The following is a 19,101-nucleotide window of genomic DNA, read 5'->3' on the forward strand; positions in this document are numbered from 1 at the left end:
AGAGATCGAGGGCTTGTGGTGACCCGGGTCACTCGCTTACCGTCACGCCAGACTGTTAGGGAGTCGTCTATGCCCGCTCGTCAGCGCCTCGCCCTGCTCCGTGCGGTCGCCGCGGCCGCGCTGCCCCGCCGCGGCCGCCCGGAGACCGGCGGTCCGGACACGGCGGCGCGGGAGACGGCGGCGCGCGAGATGGTCGCGCCGCCCCGCGAGCTGAAGTACCCGTTCGCCGCGTCCGCCGCGATCCCGGCGTCACCGGAAGCCGTCTTCGCCGTGCTCGCCGATCCGGCCCGGATGCCGGACTGGCTGGTCCTGCACACCGGCTGGGCGGGCACGCCGCCGGCCCGGATCACCGACGGCGCGCGCTTCGCGCAGCGCGCCAAGCTGATGGGCATGGCCACCGAGGTGCGGTGGACCGCTTCGGGGGTACGGGAACCGGCCGCCATCTGGCTCGACGGGACCGGCCCGATGGGCATCGTCGTCGGGCTCTACCTGTCGCTGGGCAGCCTGCCGTCCGGGACCGCCGGGTCCGGCACGCTGGTCCGCGTCGACGGCGGCGTGGAGGGCGGCTCGGCCGACGGACCGCTCGGTCCGATGGTCGCCCGCAACCTGGCCGACGCGATGACCAAGTCCCTGGAGCGCCTGGCCGCCGCGGTCGCCGAGCGCTCCGATCGCACTCGGCCGGCCGACCCGGGACCCTCCCCGAAAGACTCCTCCCACCAGGAAACCTCCCGCCGAGAACGACCCCGGTCCCGGCCGGTGCTCTCGCCCAAGCCCGCGCCGGTGCGCCACCAGCGGACCGGCAGGGAGATCGACCCGTGGACGCCCGTGATCGTCGGCGTCGGTCAGGTGTCCGAGCGGTCCACCGATCCGCTCGGCGCCGACCCGGTCTCCCTCGCGGTCCGCGCTCTGCGGGCGGCCGAACAGGACAGTGGCGTCGCCGGGCTGCTCGCCACCGCCGACTCGGTGGCCTACGTGCCGAGCGTGTCCTGGCAGTACCCGGACGGCGCCGCCCTGATCGCCGCGGCCGTCGGCGCGTCCCCGGCCGAGACCGTGCGCAGCAGCACGTTCGGCGGGGACGGCGGGCTCCGGCTGATCAACGACGCGGCCGCGTCGATCGCCGCCGGTCACGCGTCGATCGTGCTCGTCGGCGGGGCGGAGGCGGCGGCGACCGCGGCGGCCGCCGAGAAGGCCGGGCGCGAGCTGGGCTGGCCGGGACAGGCCGAGGGCACCGCGCCGAGCCGGATCGTCGGCGTCGACCGCGAACCCAACAACGGACCGGAGACGGCGGCCGGCCTGGTGGCGCCCATCTACCTGTACGCGCTGATCGAGTCGGCCGTGCGCGGAAAGCTCGGCCTGTCCGTTTCCGAGCATCAGCGCCGGATCACCGAGCTGTGGTCGCGGTTCTCCGCGGTGGCCGCCGCGAATCCGTATGCCTGGCTGCCCGGGGCACGCCGCCCGGCGGAGCTGGCCGACGCGACCGGGGAGAACCGGCCGATCTCGTCCCCGTACCCGAAACTGCTGACCGCGCATCTGCAGGTCAATCAGGCGAGCGGGGTGATCCTGTGCAGCGCGGCGGCGGCCGTGTCGGCCGGGATCCCGCAGGATCGGTGGGTGTTCCCGCATGCCGGGGCGCACGCCACCGACGAGTGGTTCGTCTCGGAGCGGGCGGATCTCGCGGCGTCACCGGCCATCCGGGCGGCGGGCACGGCCGTCCTCGACCACGCCGGGCTCGGCATCGCCGACATCGCGCACGTCGACCTCTACGCCTGCTTCCCGTCGGCTGTCGAGATCGCGGCCGCCGAGCTCGGGCTGGACCTGGAACGGCAGCTCACCGTCACCGGCGGGCTGACCTTCGCCGGTGGGCCGGGCAACAACTACTCGGGGCATGCGGTGGCCAGCCTGGTACCCCTGCTGCGATCCGACCCGGCGGCGTTCGGCCTGGCCACCGCCCTCGGGTGGTACCTGACGAAGCATGCGGCGGGCGTGTTCTCGGCGACGCCACCGGCCCGGCTCTACGCGGACATCGACGCTGATCCGCGGATGCCGCGACCGGCGGCGCGCGCCGCTGCCGGTTCCGGCGCCGGTCCCGCGGTGCTGGAGGCGTACACGATCCCCTATGAGCGTTCCGGATCGCCCGCCGCCGCCGTGATCACCGCGCTCGCCCCGGACGGCTCCCGGATCGTGCGGCGCGCGACCGACCCCGAGCTGATCGCGCGCCTGCTCGCCGACGATCCCCTCGGATGGACAGTGGAGTTCACCGCGGACCGGGTGACCGTCACCGACACCACCCGATCGCCGCTGCCGGGCCCGGCCGAACCGCCGGTGATCGTGGAGTGGCACGGGCCGGTCACGGTGTTCCGGCTCAACCGGCCCGCCGTGCGCAACGCGATCGACCTGGCCACCGCGCGGGCCCTGGAACGCGCCGTCGACGCCTTCGAGGCCGACCCGTCCGCGCTGGTCGCCGTGCTGACCGGCAGCGACACCACGTTCTGCTCCGGCATGGACCTGAAAGCCGCCGCCCGCGGCGAGTACCCGATCACCGAGGGCCGCGGCCTGCTCGGCATCACCGCCCGGCCGCCCGCGAAACCGCTGATCGCCGCCGTCGAAGGCGCCGCGCTCGCCGGCGGCTGCGAACTCGCGCTCGCCGCCGACCTGATCGTCGCCGCCGAGGACGCCTGGTTCGGCATCCCCGAGGTCAAGCGCGGCCTGATCGCGGCAGCCGGGGGCGTGCTGCGGCTGGCACAGTCCCTGCCCCGCAGCACCGCCCTCGAGATGGCGCTCACCGGCGCGCCCCTGCCGGCCCGCCGGCTGCACGAGCTCGGCCTGATCAACCGGGTCACCGCACCCGGCAAGGCCCGGGACACCGCCCTCGAACTGGCGCAGGAGATCGCCGCCAACGCGCCGCTGTCCGTCCGTCTCTCCAAGCGCATCGTCGACGAGCACCGCGACTGGAGCACCGCGGAGTCCTTCGACCGTCTCTCCGACTTCGCCGGCGAGGTGATCGGCTCCGCGGACGCCCAGGAGGGCATCCGCGCCTACGCCGAAGGCCGAGCCCCCCAATGGAAGGGCAACTGATGAGTACGCTCGAACATCTGCACGCGGTCCTGCGGATGCACCAGATCGGGATCGTCAACCTCGCCCGCCCCGACCGGCTGCTCAAGATGGCCGCCACCAACGGCCGGCTCGGCCCGCAGGCCGCCCTGATCATGAAAGCGGCCGCCGAGCACCCGGACCTGCCCGCCGTGACCGACGAGCGTGGCAGCCTCACCTACCGGGAACTCGACGAGCAGTCCAACGCCCTCGCGCACGCGCTGAAGAGCTTCAACCTGCCGGACCGCTCGGTCGTCGGCGTGCTCGCCCGTGACCACCGGGGGCTGCTGCTGGCGATCAGCGCGACCGCGCGGGCCACCCTGCGGCTCGCCCTGATGAACACCGGCCTGGCCCCGCAGCAGCTCACCCAGGTGGTGGAGCGGGAGAAGGTACGGGTCCTGCTGCACGACGCCGAATTCGACGACCTGGTGTCCGGGGTGACGGTCCCGCGGTACCTGACCTGGGGTTCGTCGCCGGGCACGTCCATCGAGGAGCTGGCGTCGGGCCGGCCGACCACCCCGCTGCCCCTGCCGGACAAGCCGGGCGGGTTCATCATCCTCACCAGCGGGACCACCGGCCTGCCCAAGGGCGCGCCGCGGACCAAGGTGTCGCCGCTGGCCAGCGCCTTGATCGCGGACCGGATCCCGTTCCCCCGCCAGGGCGCCGCGGTGATCTCCTCGCCGCTGTTCCACAGCACCGGTTTCGGCGCGTGGACCGTCGGGCTGTCGCTGGCGAACCACGCGATCCTGATGCGCCGCTTCGACCCGGAACGGGTCCTCGCCGCGATCGCCGAGCACCGGGCGCAGATGCTCGTCGCGGTGCCGACCATGATGACCCGGATCCTCGCCCTCGGGCCCGAGATCATCGCCAAGTACGACACGTCGTCGCTGCGCACGGTGTTCGTCGCCGGATCGGCCCTCGCCCCCGAGCTGACGAAACGGTTCCAGGACACGTTCGGGGACGTGGTCTACAACGTCTACGGCTCCACCGAGGTCGCCGTCGCCACTGTCGCCCAGCCGGCCGAGTCCCGGCGCGCCCCCGGAACCGTCGGCAAGCCGCCGGTCACCGTGCACGTGGCGCTCTTCGACCCGTCCGGCAGCCGGATCACCACGCCGGACACGATCGGGCGGGTGTTCGTGCGTACCGGGATCCCCTTCGAGGGCTACACCGACGGCCAGCACAAACAGATCATCGACGGTTTCATGTCCACCGGAGACCAGGGCCACTTCGACGCCGAGGGCCTGCTCTACATCGACGGCCGCGACGACGACATGATCATCTCAGGCGCGGAGAACGTGTATCCGCAGGAGGTGGAGAACCTGCTGGCCGCCCGCGAGGACGTCCTCGAGGCAGCGGTGATCGGCGTCGACGACCCGGAGTTCGGCAAGCGGCTGCGCGCCTTCGTGGTCCCGGTCGAGGGGGCGGTCCTGGACGCCCAGGACATCAAGGACTACGTGAAGGGTTCGCTGGCCCGATACAAGGTCCCCCGCGACGTGGTCTTCCTGGACGAGCTCCCCCGCAACCCCACGGGCAAGCTGATCCGCCGCGACCTGCCGACCGGCCCCCTGTAGCCGGCCGACCCCGTAGCCCTCTCCCCACGCGGCCCGGAACCGCGTGCGGGCCGGGAACCGCGTGCGGCCCGGCACCGCCCCCCTGAGAGCCAGCCCGACAGCGCTGGGCGCCAGCTGGACCAGCTGGACCAGCTGGCCCGCAGTGCTGCGCAGGATCATGGAGCGCCAGCGCTCTGCGGCATTCTGCGGGGCCTATGACGTCCGCAGAATGCCGCAAAGCGCAAACTTTACCGGGATGCCGGCACACCGGGCGACGGTCACGGGCCATGACGGGGCGGCCACGCCGCGCGCTGACCCGAAAGCCACACACTCCGCGACAATCACGCCGGCGTGTGGATCTGAGGTGCGGATCGCGCCCGAACTCGACACACCCACGTCACTGGTAGGCGCTCGGCTCGTCCGCGTCGCGGAGCTGGCGGCTCACGTGGTCGCGCAGCGCGGCCAGGTACGTCGACGCCAGCTGGCCCAGCTGCTCGATCTCCTGCTGCAGCGCCGCCCGGCCGGCCACGATGCCGTCCAGCGCGGTCGCGTGATCCCGCTGCGCTGTCGCCTCGGTGGACTCCGCGGACAGCCGCGCCTCGGCCACCAGCTGATCGGCGCGGGCCTGCGCCTCGGCGATCACGTCCTCGGCCTCGCCCCGCGCTTCCCGCAGGTGCTCGTCGGCGGTGCGCTGCGCCATCATCAGCACCCGCAGGTTCCGATCGTCACCACCGGCGGCCGGCGGCGCGGCGGAATGCGCACGCTCCAGCGCGGCCTGCAGGTCACGGGCGTGCTGCTCGGCCCGGTCCCGTTCGGCGCTCAGCTGACCGAGGAGACCGCGCAGGGCGGAGATCTCGTCCTCCGGACGGGTGACCCGGGTCCGGAGGGTGCTGTTCTCCGCCATGAGGCGGGCGAGTTCCTGCTCCACCTCGTCCAGGAACGCGTCGACCTCCTCCTCGCCGTACCCACGCCGGCCGGCCGGCGGCGCTTTGAAGGCCATGTTCTGTATGTCGGCCGGGGTGAGTGGCATCCTGCTCCTCGGGCGAACGGCGGCGAGCGGTCTCAAACGGTGGCAAGCCGATGGCGAGCCGTGCCAAGCCGATGGCGAGCCGTGCCAAGCCGATGGCGAGCCGCGGCAAGCCGACGCCTGGCGGTAGGGCGGCAAGGCGCAGACCAGCCTACGCGCTCGGCGCACCGATGTGGGTCAGCAGAGCCCGCAGCGCACCTGGCGGTGGCACACGCGGACCGGTCCAGATGGCACGAAGGTCGCGTTCCAGACGAAGACCCTCCAGGGGTACGTGCCGAAGCCGTCCCGCCCGCAGATCGTCGCCGGCCGCGAGGCGGCTCACCACGGCCGGCGCCGCCCCGGCCAGCACCGCCGCCCGCACGGCGGCCGCGGTGGACAGCTCCAGGACGGGCGCCGACTGCCGTACCCCGTCGCCCAGCGCCTCCCGCAACGCCGCGGTCAGATAGTCCCGGGTGCCCGACCCCGGCTCCCGGGTGACCAGGCCGGCCGCCGCCAGCTCGCCGGCCGTCACCGGCGCACGCCGCCGCGCCCACGGATGCCCGGGCGGCACGACGAGCACCAGCTCGTCGTGCCCGACGATCCGGCTGCGGAGCCCGCGCGGCACTGTCGGCCCCTCGATGAAGCCGAGGTCGGCCTGGTTAGTCCCGACCTGTTCGATCACGTGGTCGCTGTTGGTGGCGGTCAGCACCACCCGGATCGGGGTCTGCCCGCGCCGTGCCGCGTCCGCCTGCAGGCCGACCAGCCAGCCCGGCAGCAGATGCTCGGCGACCGTGAGGCTGGCGCTGACCCGCAGCGTGCTGCGGCTGTCCTCGCGGAGCGCGGCCAGCCCGGCGTCCACCTCGGCGGCGAGTTGCAGGAGCCGGTCCGCCCATTCGACGACCACGGCGCCCTGCGGGGTGAGGTGCGCGCCGCGCGGGGTCCGGGTGGCCAGCCGCACGCCGGTGCGGGATTCGAGGGCGGCGAGCCGCGCCGAGACCGCCTGCTGGGAGAGGCCGACGTCGCGGGCGGCGGCGCTGACGCTGCCGGTCCGGGCCACCGCGAGCAGGATCTCCAGGGCGGCGAGGTCCGGCATCCGGGGGCTCAGGGTCACAACATTCGATCGTACGGAACCTCAGTCGTCCCGCAGCCACGGCGCGAAGACGTCATGAAGCCGTCCGAGGTCGGTGGCGGTCACGCCGACGAGCCGGAGGCCGGTCCGGACGGCGAGCCGCTGTTTGCGGACCATCTTCTCGGCGTAGTCCGCCTCGTCGGCCAGTCCCCACGCCTCGACGTAGGTGCCGTCGTCGAGCAGCCAGTCCGCGCGCATGCCGGTGGTGTTCAGCTCCGCGTCGTACGGCCAGTCCGGCTCGGTGGTGTGCCCGATCCCGTTCGCGGCGAGGAAGTCGTCGATGTGCCGTTCCAGCAGCGATCGGCACAGGTGACCGTCGGTGGCCACCGTGACGGTGCCGCGCGGCGTCACCAGGCCGTCGCTCAGCAGACCGGCCCGGTTCAGCCAGTCGGTCCAGGTCAGCGGCGCGCGCTGCGGTTCCCGGAGGGCGCCGCGCCGCTGCGGTACGCGCGGAACGTGCATGCGGACCAGCATCGCGCGGTCCGCGGCCGCCGGATCCGTGGTCGAGAGCAGGCGGGGGATCTGCGCCTGGCTGGGCGGCCCGCCGAACTCGCCGGCGATCTCCCGGAGCGCCCAGATCGCCAGCTCGTGCCACGGCTCGTCCCGGCCGTGGTCGAACAGCATGCCGGACGTGGCCTTGCCGAGGCAGCCACGGCAGTACGCGAGGGGCCGCGCGCCCGGTTCGTCACGGCGGATCGCCTCGAGGGCGTCGCCGCCGCAGAGCCGGCACGGCACCGGTCGCTGTGTGTGCTGATAGTGGCCGTGGTCGTGCGGTCCGAGCAGCGCCTCGAGACAGCTCACGTACCGGCTGTCGTTGTGCAGCCAGTAGGTGTCCTCCGTCGCGAAGACGCTGTTCTGGTCCGCGCTGGTCCAGCGCAGCGGCGACAGGCCGGCCAGGTCGGCCGGGAGCAGCGCGCGGTGCCGCTCCCCCATCCGCCACGTCTGCTGGTCGACGATCTCGCGCGAGCGCTCCGGGGCGAGTCCGGCGAGCGGGTTCGCACCGTGGAGCCGGTGACGGTCGGGATCCGGCTCGGGCGGCGCCCACCGGACCGCGGCCGGGGTGACGCCGTGCCGGGCCATCAGGATCCGGGCCCCTTCCCGGTACGCCTCGGCGTGCACCCGCAGCACCCGGTCCGCCGGATCGAACCAGCCGATCGGGTCGCCGCCGGTTCGCGGGAGCAGCAACCAGCGGGACCGGTGCGCGGTGACCTTGGCGTGCCGGTGCTCGACGATTCTCGCGTCCGGGAACCACTCGCTGTCGTCGCCGGGCGGCTGCGGGAACCCGCTCTCCTCCAGGGCTTGCCGCGCGGCCGTCCGATAGCGCTCGTCGGTGAGGAACACGGTGTCGCCCGTCATCTCCCCGATCCGCCCGCCCTCGCCGTTGACCAGGTAGACCTTGTGCCGGCCGAAGACGTTGCGCTGCTGGACGCGTACCGAACCGGGTATCGCCTCGCCCAGCGGGACCCGCTGCCAGAACTCGGCCTGCGGCGCGGCCCGCTCCTCCAGCGCCGCGGCCTGCTCGGCGCGGGCGGGCGGGATCCGGTCCGCGTCCCGCTCGGCGAGCACGGCCGTCACACGGCGCCGCGCGCCGGGGTCGTCCGGCCGGGTGAGGAACTCCTCGATCAGCTCGGTCACCCGCTGGGGTGACGGCAGGAGCATGGTCAGCACACCGCCGCGGAAACTGTCGATCGCCAACCGGGCGTGGCAGCCGATCTCCGCGCCCAGGCCGGCCCGGGCCAGCTCGTGGAAGAGGCCGCCGCCCAGGGAACCGTGGTCGCGGTCGCGGACGTATCCGATGTGCCGGTCGACGTGGGACAGGCCGTAGGTGGCCGGTTGCGCCACCGAGATCGCGAGCGGGTTGTAGTCGTTGTCCGGGCGCGGCACGAGCGCCACGACGACGTCGATGCCGTCCTCGATGGTGTCGATCCCGCGTCGCAGCATCTCGAGCTCGGCGAACTCGTCGAACCGGTCCTTGCTGTCGTGCCAGCCCACGCAGGGGATGGCGGTCCGTCCCCGGGGCAGCATCCACTGCGTGGTCCCCGGGTCCAGCAAGATCAACTTCGGCACGCGGACGATGATGCCAGGCAGGCGGCCGATAGGGTACGCGGGTGGCTAATCTTCGTGATCAGATCATCGCTGAGCTCGGCGTGAAGGCGACCGTCGACCCGGCCGAGGAGATCCGCCGGCGGGTCGGGTTCCTCCGCGACTACCTGCGGTCCACACCGGCCACCGGTTACGTGCTGGGCATCAGCGGCGGCCAGGACAGCACCCTGGCCGGCAAGCTGTGCCAGCTGGCGTGCGCCGAGCTGCGCGCCGAGGGCCGGGAGGCGACGTTCGTCGCGGTCCGCCTTCCGTACGGGGTGCAGGCCGACGAGCTGGACGCCCAGGTCGCCCTCGGATTCATCGAGCCGGACCGGTCGATCGCGGTGAACGTGAAGCCGGGCGCGGACGCGACGGCGGCCGCGGCGGCACAGGGCCTCGGCGGCGACCAGCTGCGCGACTTCGTGCGCGGCAACATCAAGGCCCGCGAGCGGATGATCCTGCAGTACGCGATCGCCGGCCAGCTGAACATGCTGGTCGCCGGCACCGACCACGCGGCCGAGGCGGTCACCGGCTTCTTCACCAAGTACGGCGACGGCGGCGTGGACGTGACCCCGCTGACCGGGCTGACCAAGCGCCAGGGCGCGGCGCTGCTGCGGGAGCTGGGCGCACCGCAGAGCTGCTGGCAGAAGGTGCCGACCGCGGACCTGGAGGACGACCGGCCGGCGCTGCCGGACGAGGTGGCGCTCGGTGTGACGTACGCCGAGATCGACGACTACCTGGAAGGCAAGGAGGTCCCCGCGAAGGTGGCCGAGCGACTCGAGGACCTGTTCCGCAACACCCGCCACAAGCGAACCGTCCCGGTCACCCCGCTCGACGACTGGTGGCGGTGAGCCGGCGGCAGCAGCCTCCACCGTGGACCGCCGTCCCGATCGGGGCACCACCTCATCGGGTACGGGGGTACAAGCTCCCGTTGTGACCCCACAACCACGCGCCCGCTACCGCCTGATCTTCGTCCCGGCGATCGTGGAGCCGTGAGCCCTTACGCCGAACCACAGCTCCTGCTCCCACCCGTGCCGGCGCGGACCACGCCCGCGTCCGCGCCGGCCTCGCTCACCCCGAACTGGTTCGCCTCCGTGATGGCGACCGGCATCGTCGCGACCGCCGCGGTGTCCCTGCCGGCCGGCGCGGCGGCTCTGCGGCCGTTCGCCACCACGGTCTGGCTGCTCGCCGCCGCGCTGCTCACGACGCTGCTGGTGCTCGCCGCCCGGCACCGCCGGACGATCACCGGCCACGGCGGCGATCCGGTGATGGCCCACTTCTACGGCGCGCCGCCGATGGCCCTGCTCACGGTCGGCGCCGGGACGCTGCTGCTCGGCCCGGACCTGATCGGCGACCGGGCCGCGCTCACTGTCGCGGTGACGCTCTGGGTCGCCGGCACACTGACCGGTTTGGCTGCCGCCGTGGCGATCCCCTACCTCCGATTCACCCGGCACGCCGCCGACCGGGCGGGTCACGATGGGGCCGGCGCTGATCGGACCGGCACTGATCGGACCGGCACCGGGGAGGCGTTCGGGGGCTGGCTCATGCCGGTGGTGGCGCCGATGGTGTCCGCGGCCACCGGCGCCCCGCTGGTGCCGCACGCCCCGGCCGGCCAGATCCGGCTCACCCTGCTGCTCGGCTGCTACGCGATGTTCGGTCTCAGCCTGATCGCCGCGCTCATCGTGACCACCCTGATCTGGCAGCGGCTGGCCCTGCACACGGCGGGACCGGCCCGGACCGTACCCACGCTCTGGATCGTCCTCGGACCGATCGGGCAGGCCATCACCGCCGCGAACGCGCTCGGCGGGGTCGCGGCGACGGCGCTGCCCCACCCGTACCCGCAAGGGTTTGCCGCTCTCGGTGTCGTCCTCGGCGTGCCGCTCTGGGGTTTCGCGGCGCTGTGGGGCGGCCTGGCGCTCGCGGTGACCGTGCGGACCGCCCGCCGCGGCCTGCCGTTCTCGCTGACCTGGTGGTCGTTCACGTTCCCGGTCGGCACCTGCGTGACCGGGACGTCCGCGCTGGCCGCGCAGACCGGCGCGACGATGTTCCGGATCGTGGCCGTCCTGCTCTACGCGGCCCTGGTCGCCGCCTGGCTGACCGTCGGTGTGCGGACAGTGCGGATGCTGCGCCCGGCCGTCAGCGCGGCAGCCGGATGACGTCCGCGACGATCGCGCCGTCCGCGGTCATCCGCCTCGCCGCCGGGCTGTCGTGCACGACCAGCAGCCGCCCGTCCTCGACCGGCCCGATCACGCCGATGCCCTCGGCGTGATCGTCGCCCTCGCCGTAGGTCAGCTCCAGCTCACGGACGAGGTTCTCGCCGCGGACGATCTCCGGCATCGCGGCGAGGCCGGCGCCCCGCCACCGGTAGATCCGGACCGGGCCGTCCAGCTTCATGGTCGGCCCGGCCAGCACCAGCATGTCGTCGCCGGCCGGGCAGAGGTCGCGCACGCCGAGGCCGTCCAGGTCCAGCACGTGCTTGCGGTAGGGCAGCCCGTCCTCGAACTCGCGCAGGCGCAGGCGGGACGGCTCGGCCGGGTTCACGTACGGCCGCAGCTCCAGCACGAACGCCCAGCCCCGCAGCACCGGCCCGCGCAGGCCCAGGTAGACCCGGTCGCCCCGCACCGCGATGCCCTCGACGTCCAGGCCGTTGTCCTTGCTCGGGATCGCCAGGAACGGCGACAGGTGCTCGTCGTAGCGCAGCAGCTCCCGCAGGTTGTCGTGGTTCGCCAGGCCGGCCGCGTGGTGCCGCTCGCCGCCGATCTCGGCCTCGGCGACCAGGGTGGGCAGCCCGTCCACCTCGACCACCGGGATCCGCACCAGGATCTGCCGGTTCTCCTGGCCGGTGACCCGGGCCAGCCGCTTGAGCGCCTTCGGCCCGCTGTGCCGGTCCTTGATCTGCCGGCGGCGCAGGCTGTGCGAGCCGACGGCCCAGAGGAAGTCCCCGGTACGGGCGATGCCCTCGATGTCGGCCTCCTCGTCCGGGTCGTCGCCGGGCAGAGGCACCAGGTCCGCGATGCGGAACGAGCGCTCGTCGCCGTACGCGGCCGGTTTCTCCTCGTCGTCGGCGGTGAGGCGCTCGATGCTGGCGGTCTCGTCACCGGCCAGCCAGAGAACCTTGCCGTCGGTGCGTACCGCGGAGAGATTGGTATGGGTGGCCGCGTCCTGCGAGGCCCGGCCGAACCAGAGGAGAGCCGTCCGTTCAACTGTCACAAGGTCATCGTGACAGCTGGTGTCACGCCGGAGCATCGGAAGTCCGGCTGACGATCCGGCCCGGCCGCATCGGCCGCGAGGCCCGTCACGCGAGATAGGCGCCCAGAGCGTCGAGCAGACCCCGGCTGCCCTTCTCGCGGTTCGGCCCGTCGGCCCAGAACTGGTCGAAGAAGACGCCGTGCTCGACGTGCGTGAACCGGGTGCCCTCCTCGATCGGCTCGAACTCGATCGTCGACACCGAGGTCGACATGTGGATCCCGTCGAGCCACATGTCGTACGTCGTGACGATGCGGACGTGCTCCACGATGTCGGTGTATGTCGCCTCGTAACGCGAGAGGGCACCGCCGTGGAACTGGCCCTCGGCCACGTCGCGCCCGCCGACGCGGAAGGCGAACGCCCACTCGCGGGGCTCGATCGTGTCACCGGCGCCCCACCAGGCACGCTTCTGCCGCTCATCGGCGAACGCGTCCCAGACGCGCTCGACCGGAACCGGGTAGTCGCGGGTGAGGGTGAACCCGCTGTGCGCGAGCCGGCGTTCGATGGTCATCAGGGGTCCTATCGCGTGAAGGTGACGTGGATCGTGCCGCTCTCGGCCGCTTCCGTCGTCACCTTGTGGGTGAGCTCGAGGCCGCGCAGGTCGTCCCAGAGCCGGGTGCCGCGGCCGAGCAGGATCGGGGCGATCATGACGTGGAGGTGGTCGACCAGGCCGGCACGCAGGAAGTCGCGTGCGGTGCTGACGCCGCCGCCGACCCGGACGTCCCGGCCGCCGGCGGCCTCGGTCGCCTCGGCCAGCACATCCCCGGGTGCGGCGTCACGGAAGTGGAACGTCGTCCCGCCCGGCATCGGGATCGGCGGACGCGGCGCGGTGTGCGTGAGGACGTAGACCGGGGTGCCGAACGGGGGCCGGTCACCCCACCAGCCCTTCCAGTCCGGGTCGTCGCGGAACGTGTGCAGGCCGAACATGGCCGCGCCCATGATCTCGGCGCCGATGCCCTCGAAGTGCGCGGCGGCGTAGGAGTCGTCGACCCCCGTCGTACCGGCGCCGCTGGTGTCGCCGAGGACACGCTCGCGGAACGTGCGGGTCGCGGCGTAGGCGGCCGTGAGGCGCCCCCAGTCCTCCCCCATCGGATTGTCCGGGGTCTGCCCGGCCGAGGTGTATCCGTCCAGCGAGGCGAACAGGTCGATGCGAACGCGGGTCATGTCAGGTGTCCTTAGCGTTGGCGCGGGTCAGGTGGATGCCGAGCCGGTCGGCGTGGCGTTCCGCGGGTGTTCGTTGCTCGTCGAGCCACAGGTGCAGGACGTCGAGGGCGCCGGGCCGCAAGCTCACGGTGCGGACGCGTCCGTGCTTCTCCGAGGTGACCAGTCCCGCGTTCTCGAGGACGCGCAGGTGCTGCATGAGCGACGGCAGGGCCATCGAGAACGGCGCGGCGAGGTCGGAAACGACGGCCGGTGATCTGGCCAGCCGTTCCACGACGGCCCTGCGCGTCGGATCCGCGAGGGCGCGGAGCACGGCGTCGAGCTCGTCCTGATACTTAGGCACACGCCTTACTATTGCGGGCCGGCGGCATCCGGTCAACCCGCTTCCCGGCCGGGCAACCCGCGGCGCCGCGCAACAGGCAAGTCGCGGCTTGCCTGTCAACCCCGGCGAACCGCCACGCGACCGCGCCGGGGTGGCTACCGTCGAGAGATGTTGTCGGATAAGTCCCGTCCGGTGGTCGCGGCGACGCTGCCCGTCGTGGCCGAGCACATCGAAGAGATCGCGAACCGGTTCTACGCGCACATGTTCGCCGCGCACCCGGAGTTCCAGGACGGGATGTTCAACCGCGGCAACCAGGCCGAGGGATCACAGCCGAAAGCCCTGGCCGGGTCGGTGGCCGTCTTCGCGACCACGCTGCTGGCCGATCCGCCGCAGTTCCCGGAACGGCTGCTCACCCGGATCGCGCACAAGCACGCCTCGCTCGGCATCCGTCCCGAGCAGTACACCGTGGTCCACGAGCACCTGATGTGGGCCGTCGCCGACGTGCTCGGCGACGCGGTCACGCCCGAGGTGGCGGCGGCCTGGGACGAGGTGTACTGGCTGATGGCGTACGCGCTGATCCACCAGGAGCGCGGCCTCTACAGCGCCCGGGGCGTCACCGCGGAACGGGTGTGGCGCAACTGGCGGGTGGCCCGGAAGATCCGGGAGACCGACGACGTCGTCACGTTCGTGATGCGGCGCATCGACGACCGCCCGGTCAAGACCTCACTGCCCGGACAGTACGTCAGTGTGGTCGCGACCATGCCGGACGGGATCCGGCAGCCCCGCCAGTTCAGCCTGACCCGCGCCGACGACGGCGAGCACCGGTACTTCGCCGTCAAACGGGTGCACGGCGGCGGCAAACCCGACGGCGAGGTGTCGAACCTGCTGCACGACGCCGTCCAGCCCGGCGACGAGCTGACCATGAGCGTGCCGTACGGCGACGTGGTCCTCGACGACTCCGGCCGGCCGGTGGTCTTCGCCAGCGCCGGCATCGGCATCACCCCGATGGCCGGGATGCTGTCCCACCTGGTCGCGGCCGGCTCCCACCTGGACGTGACGGTCCTGCACGCGGACGTCGACGAGCGCTCGTTCCCGCTGCGCCGCCAGATCGCCGACGACCTGGCCCGGCTGCCCAAGTCCCAGCTGCACGTCTGGTACGAGAACGACTCCGGCACCGAGCTGCCGGTGACCGCCGCGTACCGCGGGCAGATGGACATCGCCGACCTCGACCTGCCGGAGGGCGCCGTCTACTACCTGTGCGGCCCCCTGCCGTTCATGAAAACGGTCCGCGGCGCGCTGATGGACCGGGACGTCGAGCCCCGCGACATCCAGTACGAGATGTTCGGCCCCGACCTCTGGGCCGCCGACACCCAGTGACCGGCCCGCCCGAGCCTTACCGGGCCGCCGGCGCCGCCTGACGCCGCCGGACCTCGTCAACGGCGTCCCAATCGGTGCCGCTCAGCGTGGTCAGTGCGGCCGGGAAGACGCCGTCCTGCTCCTTGAGGATGTGCTCGCGCAGCACCTCGAGGGCGTCGAGCAACAGCCGCGGCCAGGCCGGATCCGCCGGGGCGCCGCCCGCGGCCGCGGCCAGGACGGCCTCGATCCGGCGGTGCTCGTCCTCCAGGGCGGCGATCTGGTCCGGGAAGTCGCCCTTCAGCAGCGGGAACAGGCCGTGCTCCTCGACGGCGGTGTGCGGGCCGAGCACCGCGGCGATGCGCCGGGCCACTCCGGCCATCCCGGCGACGTCGCCGCTCGCGTGCGCGGCACGCACCTCGCCGATCATGTTGACGACGGTGTCGTGCTCCCGGGTGAGCTCGTCGATCGCGGTGACGGCCTGGCAGCCACAGTATTCGCACATGCCTCCAGGCTCGTCCGGACGACGCCGGCGGGAACAGGGACCTTCGGCCTGTACGACGTTCGCCGTATGCGTTCCCGGCCCCGCCGCCCACCGTGAACGGACGCGGCGTTCGTGACCTGGCCACCTGCCGCTCGGGGTGCGGGGGCTGCGGGCCGGGAGTGAACGACGGCTGTCCCAGATGGCAACGGAAAGCAAATAGGGGGCAACATTGACCGGTTAAGCTTCTCGGTGAGTCGCGGTGAGCTTGCCGGGCCGGCCCGGCGCCGAAGGGGTGACGCCGTCATGCACAACGACATTCTCGACCTTTTCGACGACTACCTGAACCGGCTGACGCTGGTTCGCGACGAGCTCGCGGCCGCCCGCCGGGTGCTGCCCGGCGAGCGGCTCTCCGCCGTCGAGGAGGCCATCCAGGCGGCCCGCGAGTTCTCCGCGTCGGCGACCGTGCTACTGCGCGGCGGGGACATCCGCTAACGTCGTCGCATGACCACGCGCCGGCGCCGCAGGCCGCCGATCGCCGTGGTCGCCCTCCTCCTGCTCCTGCTGACCGCCGGGCTGTTCGCCTCGCCGGGCGTCGAGCACACCGCCACCGCCACCGCCGGCGCCACCGCGGACGATCGCGCCGAGACGTCGGCGCCGGAGAGCGCCGCCGTCCGCCGGCCGGTGCAGCGGCCCCGCCCGGTCCTCGTCACCGTCCGCGCCGGCCGGCACGTCGTTCCCGAGCCGGCCATGCCTGCCGCACCGCTGACCGACCCGTCACCGCCGCTGGTCCTGCGGGTGTGAGAGGGCCGCGCGCACCTCGATGCGCGCCGCCCTCCCCCGGTCCCCGCCGCGTTCGCCGCCCTCGCCGGCGAGCGCGCCTCGCAGGAAGCCCCCCGCCATGCACCCCCGCCCACCGTGCCGGAGCACGCACACCTTCCCCGCCGCCGGAAGCCACCTCGTCTACGACCGCTGGGACGGCGCCGCCCGTCCCGTCCTGCTGCTGCACGCCCTGCTGTTCGACCGCACCGAGTGGTGGCCGCTCGCCGCCGACCTCGCCGGGTCCTGCACTGTCGTCGCCCCCGATCTGCCCGGCCACGGCGAGACGGCGCTGCCGGCCGGTCTCACCCCGGACCAGGTGGCCGGGGTGCTCGCCCGGCTCGTGGAGAGCTTCGGGCTGCGGCGCGCACCGATCGTCGTCGGCCACGCCACGTCCGCGCCGCTGGCCACCGCGTTCGCCCGCCAGTTCGCGGTGCACGGCATGCTCACGGTCGACGAGCCGGCCGGCGTGGTCGGCGCCGGAACCGACGCCGTGGTGGCGGCGACCGGCGTGGACCGGGTGCCCGAGCAGTTCCGGTCGTTCGCGGAGCCGCGCCGGGATCCGGGGCTGGTCGCCGCGTACCGGTCGTGGCTGGACCAGCCGTCGAGCCGGCAGCCGGTCCCGCACGCCCACCGCGCCGGCGACGACCCGGAGCTGCCCCGGTTCACGCCGCTGTCCGACCCGGAGGGGCTGGCCGCCCGCATCCAGTACCTGCTGTGATGCCAGACTCGGCGGCGTGTCCCTGCTCCAATACTTCCTCGACGCCGCCGACGGCCGGTTCCCGCCGGTCGACGGCGCCGTCACGGTGCTGCCCGAACTGCCCGGCGGCCTCGCCTGCTCGGTGGCCTTCACCGGGCACGCCGTGGTCGCCACCGCGCTGCCCGCCGCCGAGGTGCACGCCCGCAAACCGGACGGTTTCGGCGGGTCGATGGCGCCGGACTTCCTCCGCTTCCTGGCCGGGCCGGACGGCTGGATCGGCGTCATCGACGTGACACTGGTCAGCCGCGGCGCGGGCGGCAGCCCTCGACTCGCCCCGCTGACCGGGGCCGACGAGCACCCCCGCGTGCAGTACGCCCGTGAGATGCGCACCGGCGTACAAGTCTTCGGTGACGAACGGGGCCTGGTCGCCGTCGCCGCCGGCCTGGCCGGGCGCACCGAGCTCAGCATCGAGCTGCACCAGCCCCAGCAGGGCGGCCGGGGTTTCGGGCGGTCGCTGATCGCCGACGCGCTGACCCTGGTCCCGGAGGGCGAGCCGGTCTTCGCGGCGGTCTCCCCCGGCAACGCCCGGTCCCTGCGATCGTTCCTGGCCAGCGGCTTCACCCCGATCGGTTCCGAGGTGCTGCTGCGGCCGGCGCCACCCGGCCCGGTCACGTCCCGGCCCTGAGGTCCGCTGACAGCGCACGCACGATCGGGCAGCACCAGGGGCGAGCCATCGACGATCCTTTCGTAGAGTGATCGCCATGGATGATCGTGAGGCCGAGGTGCTGGATCGGATCGGGCGGGGACTTCTCTACACCGAGTCGGAGGCCGCGTTCCAGAACCCGCGGCGGCGCGCCGATTTGATCTTCGAATACAACAACACCCGGCCCGGCGACCCGGACCAGCGCCGGAAGCTGCTCGAACGCATCCTCGGGTCGGTGGGCGCCCGCACGGTGCTGCTGTCGCCGTTCCATGCCGGCTTCGGCAGCAACGTGCACATCGGCGACGACTTCTTCGGCAACGTCAACCTCACGTTCGTCGACGACGTGGAGATCCGGATCGGCGACGGCGTCATGATCGCGCCGGGCGTCACGCTGACCACCACCGGGCACCCGATCCACCCGGACCTGCGGGAGGACTTCCGCCGCTTCTCCCGGCCGATCGTGATCGAGGACAAGGTCTGGATCGGCAGCCACGTGGTCGTGCTTCCCGGCGTGCGCATCGGGTACGGCTCGGTCATCGGCGCCGGCAGCGTCGTCACCCACGACATCCCGCCGATGACCGTCGCGATGGGTGTGCCCTGCCGGGTGGTCCGTCCGATCACCGACGCCGACCGCTGACCCCTGGCCACTGGCCACTGACCGGGACATCGAAACGGGCCGTGGTCGCCTACGGTGACTCGGGTGATGGTGGTCGCGACGACGATGTTCTGCCTGGGCGGCATCCTGGCAGGTGGCGCCGGCATCTTCCTGCTGCTCGCCCTCGGCGACCTCCGAGCGCTGTGGACGCTGCGCCGGACCTCCGTCACACCGGTCACCGCGCGGGGCCGGGTCGCGGTGGAGGGCGTCACCGAGTACGGCACGGCCGGCCCGCAGCTCGCGCCGGTGACCGGTGCGGACTGCGCCTGGTACCGGGTCACCCTGCTCCGCGAGCCGAGCCGCGGCGATGCCGGAGCCGATCATGACGTGCTCCTGGAGATCACGTCACCGTCGTGGGCGGCTCTCGAGGACGCTTCCGGACGCGTACCCGTCGATCCCCGCCTCCTGGACCACCCGCGCACCCTGCGCGATCCCGGCCAGAACGAGCCCTCCGTCTCGATCACCACGGAGATCGAGCACCGCCCGGCCCAGCGGGCCCGCCTGCCCCGCATCGTCCCCCCGGACGTGGTCCGCGACCTGCGCCGCAGCGAACACCTCCGGCTCACCGAGGTCCGTGTCCCGCGCGGCGCGAAGGTCTTCGCCCTGGGCCGCGCCACACCGACCGGCCTGCTGCCGAACCGCGCCGGCCTCACCCTGCTCACCACGGATTCCCGCGCCGAGGTGATCGCGGCCAGGCGCGACGCGATCGGCACGGGCGGCCGGCTGGCGCTCTGGTTCGGCCTGATCGGCCTCCTGCTCACCGCCGGCTCCGCCGCCTGGCTGAGCACGATGGGCTAGACGTGA

19 protein-coding genes are annotated in these 19,101 nt (G+C 73.1%); 11 read left to right on the plus strand and 8 right to left on the minus strand.

What is annotated here, in order from left to right; genetic code table 11:
- Positions 1-69: 69 nt before the first annotated feature.
- The gene (locus AB0F72_RS20010; protein WP_360433154.1) at positions 70-3,075 is read left to right on the plus strand and encodes a crotonase/enoyl-CoA hydratase family protein; all 3,006 of its coding nucleotides are present in this window, start codon (positions 70-72) and stop codon (positions 3,073-3,075) included.
- Positions 3,075-4,661: an acyl-CoA synthetase gene (locus tag AB0F72_RS20015; RefSeq protein ID WP_360433157.1), complete on the plus strand. Its 1,587-nt coding sequence runs from the start codon at positions 3,075-3,077 to the stop codon at positions 4,659-4,661. Before AB0F72_RS20010 ends, AB0F72_RS20015 begins: the two co-directional genes overlap by 1 nt.
- Before the next feature lie 376 nt (positions 4,662-5,037).
- Here AB0F72_RS20015 and AB0F72_RS20020 read toward each other — a convergent pair whose 3' ends face one another.
- The 3 genes from AB0F72_RS20020 to AB0F72_RS20030 all read right to left on the minus strand — a co-directional run bounded on the left by AB0F72_RS20020 (position 5,038) and on the right by AB0F72_RS20030 (position 8,842).
- A complete protein-coding gene (locus AB0F72_RS20020) occupies positions 5,038-5,670 on the minus strand; it encodes a DivIVA domain-containing protein (protein ID WP_360433159.1) in 633 nt (210 codons plus the stop codon).
- Positions 5,671-5,818: 148 nt separating this feature from the next.
- Entirely contained in the window at positions 5,819-6,757 is a 939-nt protein-coding gene (locus AB0F72_RS20025; RefSeq protein ID WP_360433162.1) for a LysR family transcriptional regulator, read from the minus strand.
- A 21-nt stretch (positions 6,758-6,778) separates the two neighbouring features.
- Entirely contained in the window at positions 6,779-8,842 is a 2,064-nt protein-coding gene (locus AB0F72_RS20030; protein ID WP_360433164.1) for a hypothetical protein, read from the minus strand.
- A gap of 41 nt (positions 8,843-8,883) precedes the next feature.
- Between AB0F72_RS20030 and nadE the strand changes: the two genes are divergently transcribed.
- Positions 8,884-9,708, plus strand: coding sequence for an ammonia-dependent NAD(+) synthetase (nadE, locus tag AB0F72_RS20035; RefSeq protein WP_360433166.1), 825 nt, complete (start codon positions 8,884-8,886; stop codon positions 9,706-9,708).
- A gap of 141 nt (positions 9,709-9,849) precedes the next feature.
- The gene (locus tag AB0F72_RS20040; protein WP_360433169.1) at positions 9,850-11,013 is read left to right on the plus strand and encodes a TDT family transporter; all 1,164 of its coding nucleotides are present in this window, start codon (positions 9,850-9,852) and stop codon (positions 11,011-11,013) included.
- Here AB0F72_RS20040 and AB0F72_RS20045 read toward each other — a convergent pair.
- The 4 genes from AB0F72_RS20045 to AB0F72_RS20060 form a co-directional block, all read right to left on the minus strand.
- Positions 10,994-12,067, minus strand: a complete 1,074-nt coding sequence (locus AB0F72_RS20045) for a DUF3616 domain-containing protein (protein WP_360433172.1) — start codon at positions 12,065-12,067, stop codon at positions 10,994-10,996. The two genes, AB0F72_RS20040 and AB0F72_RS20045, sit on opposite strands and share 20 nt — an antisense overlap.
- Positions 12,068-12,152: 85 nt before the next feature.
- Complete coding sequence (locus AB0F72_RS20050; protein WP_360433175.1) at positions 12,153-12,614, minus strand: SRPBCC domain-containing protein; 462 nt, start codon at positions 12,612-12,614, stop codon at positions 12,153-12,155.
- Positions 12,615-12,622: 8 nt separating this feature from the next.
- Entirely contained in the window at positions 12,623-13,267 is a 645-nt protein-coding gene (locus AB0F72_RS20055; protein WP_360433178.1) for a dihydrofolate reductase family protein, read from the minus strand.
- A 1-nt stretch (position 13,268) separates the two neighbouring features.
- Positions 13,269-13,607, minus strand: coding sequence for a metalloregulator ArsR/SmtB family transcription factor (locus tag AB0F72_RS20060; protein ID WP_360433181.1), 339 nt, complete (start codon positions 13,605-13,607; stop codon positions 13,269-13,271).
- Between the two features lie 147 nt (positions 13,608-13,754).
- Here AB0F72_RS20060 and AB0F72_RS20065 point away from each other — a divergent pair, with 147 nt between their 5' ends.
- Positions 13,755-14,963 carry a globin domain-containing protein gene (locus tag AB0F72_RS20065; RefSeq protein WP_360433184.1) on the plus strand — a complete coding sequence of 403 codons (1,209 nt, stop codon included), beginning with the start codon at positions 13,755-13,757 and terminating at the stop codon, positions 14,961-14,963.
- 16 nt (positions 14,964-14,979) lie between these two features.
- On the opposite strand, the gene AB0F72_RS20070 is transcribed toward AB0F72_RS20065, so the two are convergent.
- On the minus strand, positions 14,980-15,444 hold the full coding sequence (locus tag AB0F72_RS20070; RefSeq protein WP_360433186.1) for a hemerythrin domain-containing protein: 465 nt from the start codon (positions 15,442-15,444) through the stop codon (positions 14,980-14,982).
- 282 nt (positions 15,445-15,726) lie between these two features.
- Here AB0F72_RS20070 and AB0F72_RS20075 point away from each other — a divergent pair, with 282 nt between their 5' ends.
- From AB0F72_RS20075 to AB0F72_RS20100, 6 genes are all read left to right on the plus strand, one after another.
- On the plus strand, positions 15,727-15,915 hold the full coding sequence (locus AB0F72_RS20075) for a hypothetical protein (protein ID WP_360433188.1): 189 nt from the start codon (positions 15,727-15,729) through the stop codon (positions 15,913-15,915).
- A gap of 9 nt (positions 15,916-15,924) precedes the next feature.
- On the plus strand, positions 15,925-16,224 hold the full coding sequence (locus tag AB0F72_RS20080; protein WP_360433190.1) for a hypothetical protein: 300 nt from the start codon (positions 15,925-15,927) through the stop codon (positions 16,222-16,224).
- Positions 16,225-16,321: 97 nt separating this feature from the next.
- On the plus strand, positions 16,322-16,960 hold the full coding sequence (locus AB0F72_RS20085; protein WP_360433192.1) for an alpha/beta fold hydrolase: 639 nt from the start codon (positions 16,322-16,324) through the stop codon (positions 16,958-16,960).
- 16 nt (positions 16,961-16,976) lie between these two features.
- The gene (locus AB0F72_RS20090; protein ID WP_360433194.1) at positions 16,977-17,624 is read left to right on the plus strand and encodes a hypothetical protein; all 648 of its coding nucleotides are present in this window, start codon (positions 16,977-16,979) and stop codon (positions 17,622-17,624) included.
- 76 nt (positions 17,625-17,700) lie between these two features.
- Positions 17,701-18,279 (plus strand): sugar O-acetyltransferase, encoded by a 579-nt coding sequence (locus AB0F72_RS20095; protein WP_360433197.1) that lies wholly within the window; start codon positions 17,701-17,703, stop codon positions 18,277-18,279.
- 63 nt (positions 18,280-18,342) lie between these two features.
- Entirely contained in the window at positions 18,343-19,095 is a 753-nt protein-coding gene (locus tag AB0F72_RS20100) for a hypothetical protein (RefSeq protein ID WP_360433200.1), read from the plus strand.
- Positions 19,096-19,101: the final 6 nt, after the last annotated feature.

Source organism: Actinoplanes sp. NPDC023936 (assembly GCF_040639325.1).
GTDB lineage: Bacteria > Actinomycetota > Actinomycetes > Mycobacteriales > Micromonosporaceae > Actinoplanes.

Coding starts and splice junctions, on each gene's coding strand:
- AB0F72_RS20015 (WP_360433157.1), top strand. CDS start 3,075: ATGAGTACGCTCGAACATCTGCACGCGGTCCTGCGGATGCACCAGATC.
- AB0F72_RS20020 (WP_360433159.1), bottom strand. CDS start 5,670: ATGCCACTCACCCCGGCCGACATACAGAACATGGCCTTCAAAGCGCCG.
- AB0F72_RS20055 (WP_360433178.1), bottom strand. CDS start 13,267: ATGACCCGCGTTCGCATCGACCTGTTCGCCTCGCTGGACGGATACACC.
- AB0F72_RS20080 (WP_360433190.1), top strand. CDS start 15,925: ATGACCACGCGCCGGCGCCGCAGGCCGCCGATCGCCGTGGTCGCCCTC.
- AB0F72_RS20010 (WP_360433154.1), top strand. CDS start 70: ATGCCCGCTCGTCAGCGCCTCGCCCTGCTCCGTGCGGTCGCCGCGGCC.
- AB0F72_RS20075 (WP_360433188.1), top strand. CDS start 15,727: ATGCACAACGACATTCTCGACCTTTTCGACGACTACCTGAACCGGCTG.
- AB0F72_RS20085 (WP_360433192.1), top strand. CDS start 16,322: ATGCACCCCCGCCCACCGTGCCGGAGCACGCACACCTTCCCCGCCGCC.
- AB0F72_RS20095 (WP_360433197.1), top strand. CDS start 17,701: ATGGATGATCGTGAGGCCGAGGTGCTGGATCGGATCGGGCGGGGACTT.
- AB0F72_RS20070 (WP_360433186.1), bottom strand. CDS start 15,444: ATGTGCGAATACTGTGGCTGCCAGGCCGTCACCGCGATCGACGAGCTC.
- AB0F72_RS20065 (WP_360433184.1), top strand. CDS start 13,755: ATGTTGTCGGATAAGTCCCGTCCGGTGGTCGCGGCGACGCTGCCCGTC.
- AB0F72_RS20050 (WP_360433175.1), bottom strand. CDS start 12,614: ATGACCATCGAACGCCGGCTCGCGCACAGCGGGTTCACCCTCACCCGC.